General features: G+C 65.6%; 17 protein-coding genes. 9 read left to right on the top strand and 8 right to left on the bottom strand.

Annotation, left to right across the window (positions count from 1 at the left end; all coding sequences use genetic code 11):
• Nucleotides 1-2: 2 nt before the first annotated feature.
• The 6 genes from AAF430_23415 to AAF430_23390 form a co-directional block, all read right to left on the bottom strand.
• Nucleotides 3-854: a CpsD/CapB family tyrosine-protein kinase gene (locus AAF430_23415; GenBank protein MEM7413199.1), complete on the bottom strand. Its 852-nt coding sequence runs from the start codon at nt 852-854 to the stop codon at nt 3-5.
• A 14-nt stretch (nt 855-868) separates the two neighbouring features.
• On the bottom strand, nt 869-1,786 hold the full coding sequence (locus AAF430_23410; GenBank protein ID MEM7413198.1) for an AAA family ATPase: 918 nt from the start codon (nt 1,784-1,786) through the stop codon (nt 869-871).
• Nucleotides 1,787-1,789: 3 nt separating this feature from the next.
• Nucleotides 1,790-3,421 (bottom strand): hypothetical protein, encoded by a 1,632-nt coding sequence (locus tag AAF430_23405; GenBank protein ID MEM7413197.1) that lies wholly within the window; start codon nt 3,419-3,421, stop codon nt 1,790-1,792.
• 15 nt (nt 3,422-3,436) lie between these two features.
• Nucleotides 3,437-5,107: a hypothetical protein gene (locus AAF430_23400; protein ID MEM7413196.1), complete on the bottom strand. Its 1,671-nt coding sequence runs from the start codon at nt 5,105-5,107 to the stop codon at nt 3,437-3,439.
• 7 nt (nt 5,108-5,114) lie between these two features.
• The gene (locus AAF430_23395; protein ID MEM7413195.1) at nt 5,115-5,678 is read right to left on the bottom strand and encodes a polysaccharide biosynthesis/export family protein; all 564 of its coding nucleotides are present in this window, start codon (nt 5,676-5,678) and stop codon (nt 5,115-5,117) included.
• A 90-nt stretch (nt 5,679-5,768) separates the two neighbouring features.
• Entirely contained in the window at nt 5,769-7,220 is a 1,452-nt protein-coding gene (locus AAF430_23390; GenBank protein ID MEM7413194.1) for a sigma-54 dependent transcriptional regulator, read from the bottom strand.
• Nucleotides 7,221-7,753: 533 nt separating this feature from the next.
• On the opposite strand from AAF430_23390, the gene AAF430_23385 reads away from it, so the two are divergent.
• From AAF430_23385 to AAF430_23350, 8 genes are read left to right on the top strand one after another with little or no spacing between them, the layout of a single operon-like run.
• The gene (locus AAF430_23385; protein ID MEM7413193.1) at nt 7,754-8,011 is read left to right on the top strand and encodes a hypothetical protein; all 258 of its coding nucleotides are present in this window, start codon (nt 7,754-7,756) and stop codon (nt 8,009-8,011) included.
• A gap of 44 nt (nt 8,012-8,055) precedes the next feature.
• Complete coding sequence (locus tag AAF430_23380; GenBank protein MEM7413192.1) at nt 8,056-9,795, top strand: carbamoyltransferase; 1,740 nt, start codon at nt 8,056-8,058, stop codon at nt 9,793-9,795.
• Between the two features lie 56 nt (nt 9,796-9,851).
• Nucleotides 9,852-10,025, top strand: coding sequence for a DUF5989 family protein (locus tag AAF430_23375; GenBank protein ID MEM7413191.1), 174 nt, complete (start codon nt 9,852-9,854; stop codon nt 10,023-10,025).
• Nucleotides 10,026-10,077: 52 nt separating this feature from the next.
• The gene (gene xrtA / locus AAF430_23370; GenBank protein ID MEM7413190.1) at nt 10,078-10,935 is read left to right on the top strand and encodes an exosortase A; all 858 of its coding nucleotides are present in this window, start codon (nt 10,078-10,080) and stop codon (nt 10,933-10,935) included.
• On the top strand, nt 10,932-11,591 hold the full coding sequence (locus AAF430_23365; protein ID MEM7413189.1) for an exosortase C-terminal domain/associated protein EpsI: 660 nt from the start codon (nt 10,932-10,934) through the stop codon (nt 11,589-11,591). Before xrtA ends, AAF430_23365 begins: the two co-directional genes overlap by 4 nt.
• A 6-nt stretch (nt 11,592-11,597) precedes the next feature.
• On the top strand, nt 11,598-12,977 hold the full coding sequence (locus tag AAF430_23360; GenBank protein MEM7413188.1) for a hypothetical protein: 1,380 nt from the start codon (nt 11,598-11,600) through the stop codon (nt 12,975-12,977).
• On the top strand, nt 12,974-14,455 hold the full coding sequence (locus AAF430_23355) for a DUF362 domain-containing protein (protein MEM7413187.1): 1,482 nt from the start codon (nt 12,974-12,976) through the stop codon (nt 14,453-14,455). Before AAF430_23360 ends, AAF430_23355 begins: the two co-directional genes overlap by 4 nt.
• On the top strand, nt 14,452-16,590 hold the full coding sequence (locus tag AAF430_23350) for a Gfo/Idh/MocA family oxidoreductase (protein MEM7413186.1): 2,139 nt from the start codon (nt 14,452-14,454) through the stop codon (nt 16,588-16,590). The genes AAF430_23355 and AAF430_23350 overlap by 4 nt, the downstream gene beginning before the upstream one ends.
• Here the strand turns inward: AAF430_23350 and AAF430_23345 are convergent.
• Entirely contained in the window at nt 16,587-18,023 is a 1,437-nt protein-coding gene (locus AAF430_23345) for a hypothetical protein (GenBank protein ID MEM7413185.1), read from the bottom strand. The two genes, AAF430_23350 and AAF430_23345, sit on opposite strands and share 4 nt — an antisense overlap.
• A 196-nt stretch (nt 18,024-18,219) precedes the next feature.
• On the opposite strand from AAF430_23345, the gene AAF430_23340 reads away from it, so the two are divergent.
• Entirely contained in the window at nt 18,220-19,368 is a 1,149-nt protein-coding gene (locus AAF430_23340; protein ID MEM7413184.1) for a glycosyltransferase family 1 protein, read from the top strand.
• A 16-nt stretch (nt 19,369-19,384) separates the two neighbouring features.
• Here the strand turns inward: AAF430_23340 and AAF430_23335 are convergent.
• Nucleotides 19,385-20,131 (bottom strand): hypothetical protein (locus AAF430_23335; protein MEM7413183.1); only part of this gene is annotated, 747 nt, incomplete at its 5' end.

Genomic DNA, 20,131 nt, shown 5'->3' with positions numbered 1-20,131 from the left:
GGCTAGCTAGTGTAGCCGTAGCGGCCCTCCTGGGACGCCGTGCCGTTCAGCACGACACCCAGGAGGCGATCGCGGTCCATGATCTCCAGGACGGTCTGGACGTCTTCCTGTCGCGTCTGATCGGCGCGCACGACCATCACGAGTCCGTCGCACTGATCGGCGATGGCCTTCGCGTCGGGCAGACCCAGGGCGGCCGGCGTATCCAGGATCACGCGGTCGTAGCGGCGGGCCACCTCCGCGATGAGTTCCGACATGGCGGGCGAGCCGAGGAGCTCGGACGGATTCGCCGGCTTCGCCTTCACCGGGAGCACTTCGAGATTCGCGCCGTCCGCGATCTGGATCGCGTCTTCGAGGGTGGACTCGCCGGTCAGCACCTCGGCGAGCCCGGCCTTCGGCTGGATCCCGAGGGCGCGGTGGACGTTGGGGCGTCGCAGGTCGCAGTCGACCAAGAGCACCCGGCGGCCCAGGCTAAGGGCCGTGACGAGTGCGAGATTGATCGACGCGGTCGTCTTTCCCTCGCCGGGAAGTGCGCTGGCGATCGCCACCGTACGCAGCGGCCGCTCGGCGGACTCGAGCGCGTCGATCCGGCCGCGCAGACCGCGGAACTGCTCGGCCACGAACGAGTCGGGCTGGAGCAGCGCCACCCGGCGCTTGTTGATGTCACCCGCCTCGGAAGCCACGGGCTTCTTCGGCCACAGGCGGCGGAAGAGGGATTCGGAGGGCGGCGCGGGCTTGCGCTCGGCCTCGACCGGAACCTCGGGCTCCCAATCGAGGCGCGCGACCGGGGCCGCCTCCTCGCCGAGCTTGCGGCGTTCCTGCTCCGCTCGTCGGAGTGCGTCGTAGATCTTCGCCATCGTCCGCTCTCAGCCTAGTCGAACAGCCCGAGCCAGCGTCGGCGACGCTTCGGCTGCTCGGCTTGGGTGGACGACGCGTTCCCGGCCGCCTTCTTCTTCGGCTCGGATGCAGATTTCGCGTTGGGCTTGATCAGCCGCAGCTCGGTCGCGGCCTCGCGGATGATGGCTCCGTCGATCGCTTCTTCGTTGCGCGAGTAGCCGAGCAGCAGCGCGGAGTCGCACACCACGTTGACGATGCGCGGGATGCCGCCGGTCACGGCCATCAGCTCCTTCATCGCGGTGCGCTTGAAGATGCCCTTGCCGGTGTAGCCGGCGAGCCGTAATCGCTCCTCGACGTAGTGGTCGAGTTCGATCGCATCGAAGGGACGGAGGTGGTGACGGAGCACGATCCGTTGGCGCAGCTGGCGGAGATCCTCTCGGTCGAGCATGTCGTCGAGCTCGGGCTGACCGACGAGGATGATCTGCAAGAGCTTCGAAGTGGGAGTCTCGAGGTTCGAGAGCAGACGCACTTCCTCGAGCATCTCGGGCGACAGGTTCTGCGCCTCGTCGATGATCAGAAGTGCGATCTGATCGCGGCTCAGGCAGTCGATGAGGAAGTGGTTGAGCGTCATCAGGTACTCGGCCTTGGACTGACACTCGGCCTCGATCCCAAACTCATCGAAGAGCATCCGCAGGAAGTCCAGCGGCTCGAGCTTCGGGTTGAAAATGAACGCGGAGGGCATACCCGGATCGAGCTGGGAGATCAGCGAGTGGATCAGGGTGGTCTTGCCCGTGCCGACCTCACCGGTCAGCGCCACGAAGCCCTTCTTCGCCTGCAGCGCGTAGTGCAACATGGCGAGGCCTTCGCGGTGGGTGTCGCCCAGGTACAGGAACGACGGATCGGGCGTCATCTCGAAGGGCTGTCGTACAAGCCCGAAGTACTCTTCGTACATGGCTCAGCTCTCCGAACTGCCGGTGACCCGCGCCGAGGGCGCCGGCGCCGACTGCTCCGTCTCCGAGCCGCCGAACGAGAGGAAGCGCGGAACGCCATTCACCCACAGATAGGTCCCTGCACCGCCCACCAAGGCAAACACCACCAACCCGGCCGTGACCATGGTCGTGCGGAAGCGCTCGCGCCGGGCGCGAACGCGATCGGACTCGAGCCAGATCTCCGGAATCGCGGCCAACACGGGGAGCTGGAGACGGTCCTGGAGCTGTCGGGGGCTGTGCGGCGAGGTGTCGGTGGCTTCGAGCAAGACCCCCACGCCCACCCCGACCATGCAGGAGAAGACCAAGCCGAGAACCAGGATCAGAATGCGGTTCGGTGCGCTCGGCTCGGGCGCCTCGAACGCGGCTTCCAGCACGCGGAACTGCTCGCCGAGCTGCCGTCGTTCGAGCTGAGCCTGCACCGTCGCTTCGTTGTGACGGTTCGCGAAGTCCTGGATGGTCACAGAGAGGTGTTCGTAATCGAGGCTCAGTGCGTCGAGCTGCTCTGCGACAGCGGGAGTGGCCTCGATCAACGTGCGGATCTCGTCCGCGTCACCCTGGAGGCGCTGGATCTCGGCCTCGGCTGCCACCCGCTGGAGCGATGAGCGACGCGCCTGAGCCTCGGTTTGCTGGGCGATCGGGCTCAGCGCGACCGACTCGCTCTCGCCATTGGCGATCTGGTCTTCCAGCAGCGCGATCTCTTCGCGCTTGGAGATCACGTCCGGGTGCTTCTGGGTGAACCCGCGCGACTCGAATTCGCGCAGCTCCAGCTCGAGCACCTGCAGGCGGCGAGCGGGACTCGCAGCATCACCGCCACCTCCGACCGCTCGCGCGAGGCCGAGCTGGCTCTTGTAGAAGGCTTCATCGCTGGTGGCTTCGGCGAGGCGCTGCTGCGTGATGGTCAGATTCTGGAGAACTCGGTCGAGGCGACGCTGATTCGCATCGAAATCCTCGGGAAGCTTGCCCGGGTTCTCGTTCTTGACCCTCGCGATGTCCCCCTCGACCCGCCGCACGCGTTCGGCAAGCCGTGTGAGCTCACCCTCGATGAAGTCGAGACTCTTCTGCGACGTCTGAACCCGGGCGTCGATATGCGTGGAGATGAAGTCGTTGGCGAGCTTCTGGGCCACTTCCATCGCGACGACGGCGTCGTAGTTGTCGTAGGAGATCTTGAACTCGCTGATCTCGCTGGGTGCCGCCTGGAATCCGAGCCCTTGGGTGATCTCGGGAATCACGGGCTCGACCCGTACCGCCTCGCGCATGAGATCGATGATCTCCTCGCGCAGCATGTACTCGGACTCTTCCTGGTACAGCTCTTCCTCGTCGATGATGCGAGAAAGTCGACCGCGCGAGAGGATCTGCGCGGTCATCAGGTGGAGGCGCTGATTCAGGTCGCTGTCGGCGACCCCGGCACTCACCAATTCAGGGTCCACCGCCTGTGGCTCCACCAGCACCGTGGCATAGCTGGTGTAGGTGTTGGGCAACGCCATCGAGATCCAGTAGATGACGAGCAAGACCCCGAGGGCCGTGGCCGCGATCGCCTTTCCGCGACGGCGCGCGATCGCGCCGATTTCGCTGATCTGTATCCCGCCGTCGACGTTCATGGGGGCTGCTGTCGTTCACCACAAGCTGATGGGTTCGAATGAGTGTCGGACGCCGATCGTGCCGACGATGTTCTCGAAATCCGAGGCGTTGCCGAGCGTTCCGGTATCCGAGTCCTGCCGGTCGTAGCGCAGCTGCCCGAATACTAGAGTGTTCCGAAATAGCTGGTGGGTGACGCGACCGGCCACTCCCCAACGACTGGTATCGACATCCGAGCTCCGATTGGCGTTGAAACTCGTCCCCCCGGGGCATGCGAGCAGCGCCCCTCCTCCTGCGCAGCGGGTCGCGATGGGCTGGGCAGCATTGGGAAGCGTGGTCTGGAAGACGTTGTCGAAGGTCTGAGAGGCTCGGAAGGTAGATGTGCTCCGGGTCCAGTCTCCCCGCAGGGTAAGCCGCCAGCGCTCGAGGAATTGCCAGTCGTTCGACAGGCTGAGGAAATCGGCGATCACCGTCCCACCGAGGCCGGCCGCGTTCCCCTGCTGCCGCGTGTACTGGAGCGCGGTGGTGAGGTTCGGCGTCCACTGCTGGGTGATGGTCGCGTCGACGAAGAAGTCGATGCCGGCGTCGTCCTCACCGCGGGGGTCCGCGTTCGCAATCAGCGTCTGGGTGCCTTGAATGGCCGCGATGTCCGCGGCATCGGCCCCGTTGCCCCGGTCGAGGACGAGGTTGTTCAAGCCGAAGGTACTGCTTCCAGTCGTGCACCCATCAGCCACGGGGACCGGCGGGTTGTTCAGCCGGTTGCAGTTGATCGGCACGAGGAGACTTCCCGGTGCGACGGGGCCCGCGACCTGGCCCGGGCCCCGGACCGTGGGCGCGCCGGTCGAATCGACGGCGACGATCGTCTCCGTGCCGTTCAACACCCGTACGGTCGGAACGGCCAACGCCGAGCGAAAGCGGTCGGAATCGTCCTGCTCAGTGTCGATGTACGACGGCCCGCCGCGCACTTCGAGCCGAAGCGTATTGGAAACGACCCAACGCCAGGAGGCGAAACCGCCGATGATGTTCGTCCGGCTCCCCTCGATCCGATCGCTCCCCTCGAACTCCTGAAGTACGTAGCGCCCGCCGATACCGATCTGATGTCGTGCTGTCAGCGCGTAGCGCGTATCGACGGTGCCGCCGAACGAGTAGTTGTCCGATCGGTCCTCGCGAGTGGTCTCGAAGTAGTTCGAGCTAGCAATGGCGTTGACGACCAGGCGAGGCGTCACCAGGTAGCGAGCGCCGACCGTCCCATCGTTGAGAGTCACGCGGTCGCGCTCGTCCTGGACGGTCGCGATGCTCAGACTGTCGCCTATGACATTCTCTCCCGTTTGCTCGCGGCGCAGCGTCGAACGAAGGAACCGCAAGTCGTCGCTCAGGAAGAGCGTGAGCTGATCCGAGACGTGATAGTCGACGCGAGCGCGCGCGACGTGGTCGAAATCCTGAAGTTCACGGTTGTTCTCGAGGGCGAACTCGATCGGCAACTCGTAGGCGAAGGAGTACGTGATGTCGTCGCCGCGATCCTCGTGCACCCGAATCCCGGGCCGCAACCGGAAGAGAAAGTCGTCCTCTTCATCGTCCTCGCTTCGGAACACGTTCGAGTCATAGGCGGCCGAACTCTCCGCCGAGAACGAGAGGTCTGCCCCAAGAGCGGCAGAGGCGGTCAGAAAGATGACGTAGGGGAGGACCGCGAGAATCCCACGAAGCTGCATCCAGGCCTCAGTCCGGAACGATGATCGTGTCTCCGGGCAGGAGAACGATGTTCGTTCCTGGTGCTCGACCCCGGATGTAGGCGCTGTAGTTGAAGCGGTACTCCGCCTCACTGCCATCGTCGCCACGCCGGACGATGCGCACGTCCGACTTGTCCGCGAAGGTGTCGAAGCCGCCCGCGAGGGCGATCACCTCGAGCACCCGCAGGTCGCGAGTGAGGGGGACACGGGTCTCCTGACGAACTTCGCCGAGGACCGACACGAAACGGCTGTTCATCTGGAGCACGATGATCGTGACGTCGGGGTTGGTGATGAACTCCGAGAGCTCTCGGGTGATCACCTCTTTGAGCTCTTGGGGCGTCAGCCCTTCCGCCTGCACGTCATCGATCAGCGCCAGTGAAACCATGCCGTCCGCGCGGACGGGTACGTCGACCGTGATCTCCGGGTTCTTCCACACGCTGATCCGCAGCACGTCCGTCACCCCGATGGTGTACGGAGCGCGGTCGGTGGGAGTCGGATCCGGCGGCGGCGGGCTCAGGGCACGGCCGAAGCAGCCCATGGCCACGACCGTCACCAACGCGAGCCCAAGGCTCAGCCTCAGCCGAGCCCGATCCCCTCTTCCGACTGCAACCCACACGCGTTCATCCCCCGAAGTGTGCGAGGCCTAGCGGCGCTCGCTGAGACCGTTTTCTTTCATCTTGTAAAGCAGCGCCTTGTAGCTGATCTGCAACTTCTCGGCGGCCACTTTTCGGTTCCAACGGGTCTGTTGAAGGACGCGCTCGATCACACGTTTCTCTGCAACTTGTGCGGCACGTCGCGAGATCGCCTTGAGATCTATCGCTTCGCCGTTGGCGAGATCCGCGGTCGCTGCGGCCAGGTCGAGGGGAGATTCCTCCGGCTCGGAAACCACGACGGGGGCGTTCCCACGCAGTGAGATCTCTTCCAGCACGGTGGATTCGTTCCCCAGTACCACCATGCGCCGGACCATGTTCTCGAGTTCCCGCACGTTTCCGGGCCAGTGGTACTTCATGAAGACATCCATCGTCTCGGACGAGAGGGCGCTGACGTCCTTGCGGTACTGCTCGTTGTTCTTCTGCAGGAAGTGATCGACCAGGAGCGGGATGCCATCGGTGCGCTCGCGCAACGGCGGAATGTGCACCGTCACCACGTTGAGGCGGTAGTAGAGGTCTTCTCGGAAGCTCTGATCTTGGACGGCCTCTTCGAGGTTTCGGTTCGTTGCGGCGATGATTCGGGTGTCGACCCGCACATCGCTCTCGCCGCCCAGGCGCGAGAACTCGCCGTCCTGCAACACCTGGAGCAGCTTCGCCTGCAGCGCCGGGTGCATCTCGCTGATCTCATCCAGGAAGATCGTGCCGTGGTTCGCGTACTCGAACTTGCCGAGCTTCCGCTTCTGGGCGCCGGTGAAGGCCCCCTTCTCGAACCCGAAGAGCTCGCTCTCGAGCAGCTCCGACGGCAGCGCGGCGCAGTTGACCTTCACGAAGGGCTGCTCGCGCCGTCCCGAGAGCTGGAAGATGGTGCGGGCGACGAGCTCCTTGCCGGTGCCGCTCTCCCCGCGGACGAGCACGGTGATGTCGGTGTCTGCGACCTGCTCGATGATCTCGCGGACCTCGCGCATCTTCGGGTTGTCGCCGCAGAGGAGCAGCAGCTCGGTCTCGGAGCGCGCGCGACCGCGCAGCCGCTCGACCTCTTGCTTCAGCGCGCGCTTCTCGAGCGCCTTCTGGAAGGCGAGATCGAGTTCCTCGACTTCGAAGGGCTTGCGCAGGAAATCGGAGGCCCCGAGCCGCATCGCCTCGACGATGTTCCGCGCCTGACCATGCCCGGAGAGCATGACGACGGGCACGTCGGGAATGCGCTGCTTCAAGCGCTTCAAGGTCTCGAGGCCGTCCATCCCCGGCAGCACGACGTCGAGGGTGATCACGTCGGGACGCGTGTCGTCGAGGCCCGCCAGCGCCTGCTCCCCGTCTTCCGCGACCGCCACGCGGTAACCGCGGCGACTGACGAGCGCCTCCATGTAGTCGCGGACGCCCGGGTCGTCATCGATCACGAGTACGCGGAAGGGTTCGAGCGGAGCGTCGTTCGTTTCGTTGCTGGCCATGGGCGGGGTCGTCCTTGCGCTTCTGAGAACACGAGCAGTTCTGGGGGCACGAGCATGGGGAGTCACAGGAGTCAGGAGTCGCGAGAAGCAGGCCCCGAGGTGTGCCGATCCGGCCCGAGAAGGAGTCAGTGACCGACCGGATACCGCGAGGGACGGGAAGTGTGAAAGATCCTTCCCTCGATGGGAAGAAGTTTTCCGGAAGGAACGAGTTTTCTCTTCGGCTCAGCACTCTTCGATCTCGATCGTCCCTCGAATCCCCTCGGGGAGCTCTGCTTTCTTTTCTCGGTGACCGAGTCATACTCACTGCCTCGGCCTTCCGGGAGGACGTTCGGGAGCGTGTCGCGCTTCGTACGACCGGGGAGGCCAGTCCCCTCCGAACCTTCGGCCCCGAGTATCATCCAGCGGGCGAGGGGAGTGCCGCGCCCTTCGGGTGTGGTCTGAATTCGGGGGCGGCGATGGAGCACACCCGCTTGGGCTCGGACGCCGCGCAGAGGTGCATCGGCGAGAGCGTGCGCCACCAAGGAAGTCGGCGAGTGAGCGAACAGCAGCAAGAGTCGATGGGTTCGCGTCTCCGCGACGGTTGGATGAGGATCGCGGGTCGCTTCGGATCGATTCAAACGCTCGTCCTCCTGGGCTTCTTCTACTTCGTGCTGATCGGTCCCGTATCGATCGTGCAAGCGCTCGCGCGCCGCGATCAGCTCGACAAGCGCCCCACTCCTCCCGCGGACACTTCTTGGAAGGAAGCCGATTCGGCGGGCGCCGACCTCGAGCGGGCGAAACTGCTCACGTAGGCAGCGGCGCGCTCTCGCAGGAGCGCGATCGCTGGAGAACGATTTTGAACATTCTCGGGATCTCGGCCTTCTATCACGACTCTGCGGCGGCGCTGCTCCGGGACGGCGAGCTGGTCGCAGCAGCCCACGAGGAGCGCTTCACGCGCAAGCGCCACGATCCCGCCTTGCCCGCCCTCGCGACGAAGTACTGCCTCGAAACGGCAGGCCTCTCGATCGACGACATCGACTACGTCGCGTTCTACGACAAACCGTTCATCAAGCTCGAGCGCATCCTGATGACGTACATCGCGACGTTCCCGCGCTCGCTGCCGTCGTTCACGAAGTCGATGCCGGTCTGGCTCAAGGAGAAGCTCTGGATCCCGAGCCTGATCGGGAAGCACCTCGGCTACGAGGGCGAGGTGCTCTTCGCGGAGCACCATCAGTCCCACGCCGCATCGGCGTTCCTGCCTTCCCCCTTCGACGAGGCAGCGATCCTCACCTGTGACGGCGTCGGCGAGTGGGCCACCACCACCCAGGGCGTGGGCCGGGGCAACAGCTTCGAGCTGATCAACGAAGTGCGGTTCCCGCACTCGCTGGGCCTGCTCTACAGCGCCTTCACCTACTACCTCGGCTTCAAGGTCAACAGCGCCGAGTACAAGGTCATGGGCGCCGCGCCCTACGGGGAGCCGAAGTACGTCGATCAGATCTTCGACGAGCTCGTCGACCTGCGTGGTGACGGCTCGTTCAAGCTGAACATGAAGTACTTCGCGTACGACTACGGCTTGACCATGACGAACGACCGCTTCGCGAAGCTCTTCGGCGAGCCCGTCCGGGACATGGAAGGCCCGATGGAGCAGTTCCACTGGGACATGGCCGCGAGCATCCAGAAGGTCACCGAAGAGATCGTTCTGAAGATGGTGCACGACCTCCACGCTAAGACCGGGATGAAGAATCTCTGCATGGCGGGCGGGGTGGCGCTGAACTGCGTCTCGAATGGCCGCATCATCCGCGAGGGCCCGTTCGAGAACTTGTGGGTCCAGCCCGCGGCGGGCGACGCCGGTGGAGCCCTAGGCGCTGCGCTCTTCATCCACAACGCGGTGCTCGATAAGCCGCGCGCCTGCCGCATGGACCACTGCTACTGGGGCCCCGAGTACAGCGACGAGGCGATCCAGAAGTACCTCGACAATCGCAAAGCGCCGTACGAGACCTACCCGCGCGACGAGGTGATCCGCGAGACGAGCCGTCTGCTCTCCGAGGAGCAGGCGGTGGTCGGGTGGTTCCAGGGCCGCATGGAATGGGGCCCGCGCTCGCTCGGTAGCCGCAGCATCCTCGCCGACGCGCGCAACAAGGACAACTGGGGCCGGGTCAATCTCAAGATCAAGTTCCGCGAGAGCTTCCGGCCCTTCGCGCCGGCCTGCCTCGAAGAGAAGGCGGGGGAGTGGTTCGACATCGATCGCGAGAGCCCGTACATGCTCCTCGTCTGTCAGGTGAACGAAGATCGGGACGTTCCCGCGATCACCCACGTCGACGGCTCAGCGCGGCTCCAGACCGTGCGCCGGGATCAGCACGCCGAGTTCTACGACCTGCTGGCCGAGTTCGACCGAAGCACCGACTGCCCGGTGTTGATCAATACGTCGTTCAACGTGCGGGGCGAGCCCATCGTGTGTTCACCGGAAGACGCGTACCTCTGCTTCATGCGAACGAACATGGACGTTCTCGTGCTCGGAAATCAGATCCTCCGCAAGGAGGAGCAGCCCGAACTGCGCGAAGACGTCGATTGGCGCGAACTCTACGCGCTCGACTGACCTCCAATTCCCGCCCGGCTCCGATCGAGCCGCGCACCCCTTTCGAGGAGTCCTCCATGGCCCAGTCGTCTGGTAGCCGCCTTTCGATCTTCAGTGAGCTCTGGACTTTCATGAAAGTCCGCAAAAAGTGGTGGCTCGGCCCGATCGTCGTGACGATGCTCTTGCTGTCGGTGCTGATCGTCCTCACCGAGGGCTCCGCCGTCGCGCCGTTCATCTACGCCCTGTTCTGAGAAGCCTTTGGATCCCGAAGTTGCACCTGAAGCCCCGATCGCACCCACGGGCGTGTCGCGGCATTTCGCGTTAGGCGCCTCTGCGCTGGCGAGCGCGGCGGCCTTCGCCGTCTTCGCGCCGGTGATCTACTACATGGTGCGCCATTGGGGAGCGGTGGATGACTACTCCCACGGCTTCCTAATTGCCCCGCTCGCCGCCTACTTCGCGTTCGAACGTCGGAAGAAGCTGGCCCGCACCCCCATCGAGCCGAGCTGGTGGGGGATCGTGCCCTTGGCTCTGGGAGCCCTGGCGCTGGCGATCGGGCGGCTCGGTGTCGAGTTGATGGCGATGCGCGTCGGGTTCGTGCTCACGTTCATCGGGATCCAAGTGCTGCTCCTCGGGATCCCGATCTTTCGGGTATTGACCTTCCCACTACTCTTCCTCTTCCTGATGGTTCCGCTCCCCCAATCCCTGGTGAACGTGGTCGCCTTCCCGCTCCAGCTCTTCGCGGCCGACATCGCCGTGAACAGCCTGCACCTGTTCGGGCTCCCGGTGCTACGCGAGGGAAACATCATTCACCTCCCGACGACTCAACTGTTCGTCGCCGAGGCTTGCAGCGGCCTGCGCTCGCTCATGGCCCTGGGCACGCTGGGCGTGGTGTTCGCCTACTTCTTCCGGACGTCTTGGCTCGAGCGGACGATCCTCGTGCTTTCGACGATCCCGATTGCCGTACTGGTGAACGCGTTCCGGGTCGGGCTTACCGGCTTCTTGACCTACACCTATGGCACCGAGATGGCCGAGGGCGCCATCCACACCACCGAAGGCTTCTTCACCTTCGGCACGGCCTTCGCACTGCTCATGCTCGAAGCATGGCTTCTGACCCAGTTCCTTGAGTACTGGCGCAACCGCAACGGGGGAACCCCGGCATGATCAAGGCGCTTGTAGTGTTTCTTTTCCTCGGCCTGAATACGTATACGTACTACTTCATGGCCCAGGACGCGGTGATTCCGGAGCGAGCCACCTTCCAACACTTCCCGATGCGAATCGCCGACTGGTCCTGTGACGGCAATGTTCCGCTGGCCGAAGACGTGCTCCGGAATCTCGGCGCGACCGATACCCTCGTCTGCGACTATCAAAGAGCTTCAGGGGAGGTTGTGGGCTTCTATGTCGGCTATCACGCCACACAAGTGCGTGAAGAGGGCGGAGGCGCGGGCGAGAACGCGATTCACCCGCCGGCGCACTGCTTGCCCGGGTCGGGATGGGACATCATCGACGCCAGCACGGTCCCCGTCGATGTCTCGGGACTCTCGGAGCCCGGCGCGGGCGTCAAACGCCTGATCATCGCCAAGGGGCCCTACCGGCAGCTGGTCTACTACTGGTACCAGTCGCGTGGTCGAGTGATCGCCGAGGACTGGCAGAAGGTCCTCTTCGTCGGGTTGGACCGAGCCACGCAGGGTCGCACGGACGGCGCGCTAGTGCGCTTTACCGTCCCCGTGGAACGCGACGACATCGAGTCGGCAGACGCCTTGTTTCGTGATTTCGCGAGTCGCGTCGTGCCGGAGCTTCCGCCCTTCGTACCGAACTGACCCGCGATGATGGGTCTGTACGACGCACTTCCGGTATTCGCGCAGAACTGGGCTTGCACCTGGGCCGGCTTCCAACGCTCGCGCACGCGCTTTACCCCCTACTTCCACCAGACCCTCGCCTCGCTCGAGAACACCCTCCTCTCCAGCGAGGACGAACTCGTCACGCTGCAGGCCCGGCGACTACGCCATCTCGTCGGCGAGGCACGACGCGACGTGCCGGCGTACGCAGACCTCCCCGAACCGAGCGATCACGGTGATCCCCGAACGGCCATTGCACGAACCCTCGCCGCCATCCCACCCCTAGAGAAAGCCACGTATCGAGAACGCGCTCGTGATTTTCTCTCGAAGGCCCTCGACGAACGGCGCCTTCTCCGCGGAAAGACCAGCGGCACCACGGGCAGCGCGCTACCGCTCTGGTATACCCCCGAGGCTCTCGCCGAAGAGTTCGCCACCTTCTGGCGCGGACGGCGCGTCGCTGGAGTCGGCCTCTGGGACGCCAACCTGACCTTCAACGGCCAGACGATCGTGCCGGTCCGTTCGAACCGGCCCCCGTTCTGGCGCACCAACCACTGGAACCGGCAGACCCTGTTCTCGCTCTACCACAAGACCCCCGAGAACCTGCGCCACTACGTCGACGCCATTCACGCGACGCCGGCGGTCTTCGCGCAGGGCTATCCCTCGGCCATGCACCTGGTGGCCCAGGCCATGCTCGCCGAGGACCGCCCGCTACCGCCGGGCCGCCTCAAGGCGTGCTTCACGTCGTCGGAATCGCTGCTCGCCTTTCAGCGCGAGTCGATCGAGGCCGCCTTCGGTGCGCCGGTCTACGACCGCTACGGCGTCAGCGAGTTCTGCGTCTCGATGACCCAGTGCTCGGAGCGCCACCTCCACGTCGACATGGAGTTCGGCGTCGTCGAGGTAGAGGTCGAGGAAGAGACCGACGACTGGGTGCGCGGCCCGCTTCTCGTCACCGGCTTCGCCAACGCCGCGACGCCCCTGCTCCGCTATCGGGTGGGCGACGTCGGCACCCGCTCGAAGACCCCCTGCCCCTGTGGCCGCGCCGGAGACGTCTTCCTGGACGTCGATGGGCGGATCGAGGATTACGTCCGGACCCCGGACGGCCGCCTGGTGGGGCGACTCGACCACATCTTCAAGGAACAGCTGGACGTCGCCGAGGCTCAGGTCCTCCAGGAGACGTCCGATGCACTCGAGGTGCTCGTGGTACGCCGCCCGGAATACGATGACGACTCGGAGCGCAGCCTGCGCAAAGAGTTCCGCTCGCGACTCGGCGACGCCATCGCGATCGAGTTTCGCTATGTCGACGCCATCCCGCGCGAGGCGAACGGCAAGTTCCGCGCGGTGAAGTCGGCGGTGGGGCGCCTGTCATGATCCCGGTCGGTCTCGCCCGCACCCAGCCCCACTACCGCGACCTGGCCCCGCCCTACGGCCCGGGAAAAGCGTTTCCCGAGCTCGAGCCGCTGCTCGGCGCCGCCGCGTCCGAGGGCTCCTCCAACCACGTCTACGAAGCCGTGCGCGCCGCCCTGTTCGCCGCCGGACTCGACGCGGATCGCTTCGGCACGCCCGACTGGAACCCGCTCGGCGCGCTGGTCCCGCGCGGCTCGCGCATCGTGCTCAAGCCGAACTTCATCCGGCACTGGAACCCGATCGAGGACGCCAGCGTCGATTGCGTGATCACGCATGGCTCGATCGTGCGCGCCGTCGCCGACTACGCGTTCCTCGCCGCGGGCAGCGAGGGATCCGTCGCCATTGCCGAGGCGCCCCAACACGACTGCGAGTGGGAACGCCTCGCCAACCTGGTCGGGCTCGCGGAGCTCTCCGCCTTCTACGAGGCCACGCTCGGGCGCGAGCTCGAGATCATCGACCTGCGCCGCGAGGAAGTCACCTACAGCGACGGTGTGATCGTCGATCGTCGCGAGCGACCCGGGGATCCGGCCGGCTACCGCCTGGTCGACCTCGGGGATCGCAGCGCGTTCACCGGCTCGGGGCTCGACCCGAAGCGCTTCCGGGGTGCCGACTACGACCCGGGCCCGACGTCGCGCCACCACATGGGCGGTCGCAACGAGTACCTGTTGTCGGAGACCGTGCTCTCTGCCGATCTCGTCGTGAATCTGCCGAAGCTGAAGACCCACAAGAAGACCGGCGTCACGCTGGCGCTCAAGAATCTCGTGGGCATCAACGGCGACAAGAACCTCCTTCCCCACCACTCGGTGGGCTCACCGGACCAGGGGGGCGACGAGTTCCCCGGCGCCGCCGCCGTCGACAAGGTGCGCAGCTTTGCCACCGAGGTCGCCCGCGCCCTGCTCAAGCGCGGCATCGGCACCCGCCTGGTGCGTTGGGTGCGACGGGCGGAGAACGCAACCCGCGGCGAGGACTTCATCCGCAGCGGCAACTGGCACGGCAACCGCACGACCTGGCGCATGTGCGTCGACCTGAACCGCTGCCTCTACTACAGCAACGCCGAAGGCGAGCATTTCGAGGCCAGCGCTCCCGTGCGACGCGTCCTCACGCTGCTGGACGGCGTGATCGCCGGCGAGGGCGAGGGACCGCTCGCCCCCCGCGACGTCCCCCTCGGTGTCGTGATCGCCTCCACCGACCCGGTGGCGCTCGACCTCGCCGCCATCCGCCTGATGGGCTTCGACGAACGCCGCATCCCGAAGGTCTGGGAGCGCCTGCGCGACGAAGTGCTCCCCATCAGCGAGGTCCGCGATCCCGGCGACGTGCGGGTCTACGAGGTGAGTGACCCGGGCGCCGCGCCGGTGGCGCGCCGCCTCGACGAGATCGAGAGTCCCCACACCTTCGAAGCCCACCCGGGCTGGCGCCGCCACATCGAGAGAGACCCGCAATGAAGCAGATCGTCCAGAGCCCGAAGAGCGGGAAGCTCGAGCTGGTGGAGGTTCCGGCGCCGGCACCGAGCGCCGGGCAGGTGCTCGTGCGGAACCACTACTCGGTGGTGTCGCCGGGCACCGAGAAGATGGCGATGGACTTCGCGCGCAAGAGCCTGCTCGGCAAGGCGCGCAACCGGCCCGACCTGGTGCGCCAGGTCCTGACCAAGGTGCAGCAGGAGGGTCCGCTCCCCACCTACAAAGCGGTGATGAATCGCCTCGATGTGCCCCAGCCCCTCGGATACTCGACGGCGGGGGTCGTGGTCGAGGTCGGTGCCGAAGTGTCCGGCTTCGCGCCGGGCGATCGCGTCGCGTGTGCAGGTGCCGGCTACGCCAATCACGCCGAGTTCGTCGCGGTGCCCGAGAACCTGGTGGCGCGCGTCCCCGGCGGCCTCGAGCTCGACCGCGCGGCCTACTCGACGCTCGGTGCGATCGCCATGCAGGGCCTCCGCGTCGCCGACCCCACCCTCGGTGAAGTCGCCGTCGTGATCGGCCTCGGCCTGATCGGGCAACTCACGGTGCAGCTCCTGCGCGCGAACGGCTGTCGCGTGCTCGGTATCGACGTCGACGAGAATCGCATCAAGCAGGCGCTGGCCCAGGGAGCCGAGTGGGGAGCGAAGCCCGACGACGATCACATGCCCTGGCAGACCCTCGCCACCGGCGGCTACGGCGCCGATCTCGTGTTGGTGACGGCGGCGTCGGACAGCTCGGCGCCGCTGCAGCTCGCCGCCGAGCTCTGCCGCATGAAGGGACGCGTCGCCGCCGTCGGCGCGACGGCGATGGACCTCGACAGGCGGACCTTCTACGAGAAGGAGCTCGACCTGCGCATGAGCATGTCGTACGGCCCGGGGCGCTACGACCGACGCTACGAAGAGGTCGGACTCGACTACCCGATCTCCTACGTGCGCTGGACCGAGAACCGCAATCTCCAGGCCTTCCTGAATCTCGCCGCCAGCGGCGCGATCGATCCGCGCAAGCTCGACACCACGACCGTCGACTTTGCCGACGCCGAAGCCGCCTACGAGGAGCTCGCCGAGGGGAAGCGGCGCGGTCTCGCCGTGGTGTTCCGCTACGACGAGGCCTCTGAGGTCTCCGCATCGCTGCCGCTCCCGACGAAGCGAACGCGTGCCTCGGGCGATGTCGGCGTCGCCTTCGTCGGTGCCGGCAACTACGCAAAGGCGATCCTGCTGCCCGCGGTCAAGCGGGTGAGCGGTGTCGACCGACGCCACGTCATCACGGCGACGGGCGCTTCGGCGCGCCGCACCGCCGAGAAGTTCGAGTTCGCGAACTGCGGGACCGACCCGTCCCCCGTCCTGCAGGACGACGCGGTCGAGCTCGTCTTCGTCGCCACCCAGCACGACAGTCACGCGAGCCTCGCGGGCGACGCGCTGCGCGCCGGGAAGGCGGTCTGGGTCGAGAAGCCCGCCGCGCTCGATCTCGAGGAGCTCGCAGCACTCGAAGCCACGATTCGCGAAACCGGGGGCTTTCTCTCGGTGGGCTACAACCGGCGCTTCTCGCCCCATGCCCGCGCGATCGCCAAGGCGTTCGCCGGCCGCGGTGGACCGATGGCGATCTCGTACACCGTGGCTGCCGGCTCGACGCCGAGCGGCACCTGGCACGTCGACCCGAACGTCGGCGGCGGACGCGTGATCGGCGAGGCCTGTCACATGGTCGACCTGTGCACGTTCCTGGTCGGCGCGCCGCCGTCCAGCGTCTACGCGCGCTGCCTGGGTCGCGATCCGGAGAACGAGGACTCGACCATCCTGATGGTCGGCTTCCCCGACGGCTCGACGGCAACCATTGCCTACCTGGCGAACGCGAGCCCGGCGCTGCCGAAGGAGCGCTTCGAAGTGTCGGCCGACGGCCGCACGGCGTCGTGCGACAACTTCCGCTCGACCCAGCTCCCCGACGGCAAACCCCTGAAGACGCTCAATCAGGACAAGGGTCAGCAGGCCGCGGTGAAGGAAGTGATCGAGGCCGTGCGCAAGGGCGAGCCGTCGCCCTTCTCTCTCGAGGAGCTCCTCGCCGTGTCGCGGGCGACGATCCTCGCGGGCGAGTCCCAGCGTTCGGGCCGCGCGCTGCCCATCGACGCTTCCTAGCGCGCCTCGACGATTCGGAAGCTCGACGGCTTTCGCATGTACGGGGGCACGTCGAGCCCGAAGTGCGTGAGGAGTGCGGGCGCAATCTCGATCGTGTCGAGCCGCGGTCGGGGCTGTGCCCGTCGCTCGCGGTTCTGCGGATCGTAGATGAACAGCGTGCCCTCGGGCACGTGATAGGCCGTGCTACCCGCCTCGTCTTCGAGTTCGACGGATTCCAGTCCCAGCTCCGCGAAAGGCACCGGGGCTCCGTCCACCGAAGCGAATGCCTCGTCGGCCTGCAGGTTCGTCTGGCCGAAGTGCAGATCGAAGAAACCGCCATCCTTCTCGTCGAAGTAGACGGCTTCTCCTCGGATCTCCATTCGGTTCAGAAACGACCTGAACTCGTCGCAGCGGTGCTCGGCCACGTACAAGCTCACGGCCGGCTCCATCGAAGGACGTCGCTCCCACTCGCCTTCCCCGACCCCCGCCTTCGCCAGCAGCCGCTCGGGCTTCCGCAGGTAGAGTTGCGTCGCGATGCGTTTCCCGCTTGCGGCCGCCTGCCCCATGCTGGAAGCGACGAGGATCAGATACTCGGGGTTTTGATCGGCGAACGACGTCAGGCGCTCAAAGAAGTCGTTGGTCCAAGCCATGCAGAAGTCGATTTCTCCGCCGTACTGCTCCTGCCACTCTTCGCCGAGTTCGAGCGCGTCGTACTCGTCGGGAAAGATCGCCGCCCAAAAACGGTGCATCGAAGACGCAACGTGGTTCGTGAAGAAGTTCGAGAACGCCGGGCGATGACGTTCGAGTTGTTTCATGAACAGGTCGAAAGCGAGCACGGGCTGAAAGGTCCGTCGTCGAATCCGCTTCCAAGGCAGGGTGCGCTCTTGGATCAGCTGGGAGGCCAGCTCCATCACGGTCTTGGGTCGCAAGCCAAGGGCGGGTGCCCTCACCATGAACTGGACCGCGCTCTTCCAATCCACCTCGGACGACACGTTCCGGGGCGACTTCCGCGCCATGGCAAGGTTGAAGCGCTGAAAAGATGTCAGCTCATCCGGATAGCACTCCGGCGTGTTCGCGAAGGTGTCGGGGACGAAGAAGTCAAAACGCTCGGGTCGCTCCGGGAGGGGCCAGGAGTGAAGCGGGCCGAAAACGCCCGTCTTCACGCCACCGCGGTTCAAGAGCTCCCAGATCGGGGGGAACTTCTCGTTCGCCTCTGTCAGATCCTCGCCGAAAGCGCGGATCTTGTGTTCGTCGTTGCTGACCCCGCGATGAAGCGTCGGCCAGGTTACCCAGGGCGAAAGGTGGCCGGAGTCGATCGCGAAAGTCATGTACTGGCGGCACGCGGGAAGGTGTCGCGCCAGGGCGGATGCGTCGTGGTTTGCTACGTAGCGGTCGAAGATCCGAAACGGAATCTCGTTTGCTTCGAGCAGGACAATCTTCCGCGATTGCAACATTTGCCGGAGCCTCCTTCCTACCTTTTCAGCTCGAGTATCGTAGCGTATCGCCCGACCCCGCCGGCCACCGAAGCGCAGCCCTCGACCGAGCCAACGACGCTGTGCAGCTGATCCGCCAACCATTCGAGAGCCCTACCGAATCCCGAGGTCAAGTGTTGCGACCGAGATCGCCGCGACGGTCTCCGAACGAGGAAGAATGAGCACCCCGGTCCACGCGGAGATCGACTCACGCAAAACAACCCGCGTCCTTGTGAACGCGCTGTCTCTCACGCACGGCGGGGGGCGCAGCTACATCCTGAACGTGCTTCGGGAGCTCAGCGGCGATCAACGCGGCTGCGACGTCACCTTCCTCGTCGCGGAGGGGCAGCTGACCGATGATGAGTGCGCAGGCATCCGCGTTCGTTTCGTGCGGCTTCCTCCGAAGCCGGCCGCCCTGCGCCTGCTGCTTCGCGTGCTCTTCGAGCAGATCGTGGTACCGATCCTGGCAATGAGGTACGACGTCCTCTTCTGTGTGGCCGATATGACTCCTGCTTTGGCGGGCACGCCAACAGTCGTCATCTTGCGCAACCTGAACATCTACGATCACCGCTTCTACGACGATCTACGCCTACGGACTCTCAATCTACTCACCCGCGTCGGACTCCGGCGCGTCTCCAAGGTTTTGTTTCCCACGCGAGCGGCGGCGGACTTGATTCGTCGGAGCGTCGCGATCCCGGAATCGCGCGTCGTCGTGAACCCATACGGAATCGCACAAGAGAGCTTCGACACCACGGCCGGTCCGATTGATACGGAGCGACCCTTCCTCTTCACGCCGGCGGCCATCGAACGCCACAAGAACCTGGGAGTTGCGATCCAAAGCCTGCAGCACGTACGAAGCTCGAACCTCGAGCTATGGCTCGTCGGTCCCGACCAGGGCGATCCCGGCTATCTGGAGGAGCTTCGACGTCTGGCGGCCACGGAAGGGGTCGAGGATCGGGTTCGCTTCGTCGGCCCGGTCCCATACTCCGAGATTCAGCGGTACTACCTCGGCGCGACAGCGCTGCTCTTTCCGTCGGAGATCGAGACCTACGGACACCCGATCGTGGAAGCGATGCTGGCGGGGACGCCCATCATCGCCTCCGACATTCCGGCGTTTCGCGAACTCGCCGGTCAGGCGGGCCGATACTTCCCAACCCGCGATCCCCGCGCACTCGCCGCGGTCATCGAGGAGCTGCTCTCCGACGCACCAGGCGCAGAGGACAGGCGCGCGATCGGGCATCGGCGTGCAGCCGAACTCAACTGGGCGCGACACGTCGATACGCTCTGCGAGACCCTGCGCGACAGCGCAGGGTCGAACGGTGACTGATGGCACGGGACGCGTCTCACGACTCCTCGAACATGCTGCGATCCGAGGAGTGCAACAGCGTGGTGACGGTGCGCAACGCACGGTCCAGCGGCGTGAGCAACACGTGTCCCAGCGCGAGAACACCCGCAACCACGACCGTCGCCGCCCCGGCCAGCTCGAGCCAGCCGAGGTTCGCGAACCGACTTAGGAAGATTGCGAGGCTCGCGATGGCCAGATTGAAACCGACCGGACGCCATACCCGGCGAGCACCGTCGACGGCGGTCACGTCGGCAAACACGCGCGCGATCGCGAAGATGCTCACGAGCATCGAGAAAGCGGCCGCGCCGATCACCACCCACCACCAGCTGCCGTGGCCGAGCACCACGGTCATCAACAACACGTACACGACGACCAGGGACAACAGCCGGCGAGTCGCGAAACCCAGGAGGCCCTGGCCGGTGAGGAGAGCTCGGCGCAGCGCAAACGCCAAATCGACGGCACAGCCACCGAGCAAGAGCTGCGCGGGAAACACGATCTGCTGGAATTCGCTGCCAATCCAAACCTCGATCAGGCGTGGCAAGACGACGATGAGCAGCGCGATCGCCCCCCCGACGCCGATCGTGTACGCAGCCTCGAGCGACCAGAGGAAGTCTACACGGTTGGTCGCCATCCGACGGGGGTCGAGACGAGCCGCCACCGGTACGGCGATGGGTTGCAGTACGGTGGAGAACGCCTGAAGAACGTTCCCGCGAATCGTGTGGATGGTCAGTGCGACGTACCCGCT

This window comes from Myxococcota bacterium, from assembly GCA_039030075.1.
Taxonomy (GTDB): Bacteria; Myxococcota_A; UBA9160; order UBA9160; family SMWR01; genus JAHEJV01.
The sequence above is the reverse complement of the archived record's forward strand: the minus strand, read 5'-3'. Positions and strand labels throughout refer to the sequence as shown.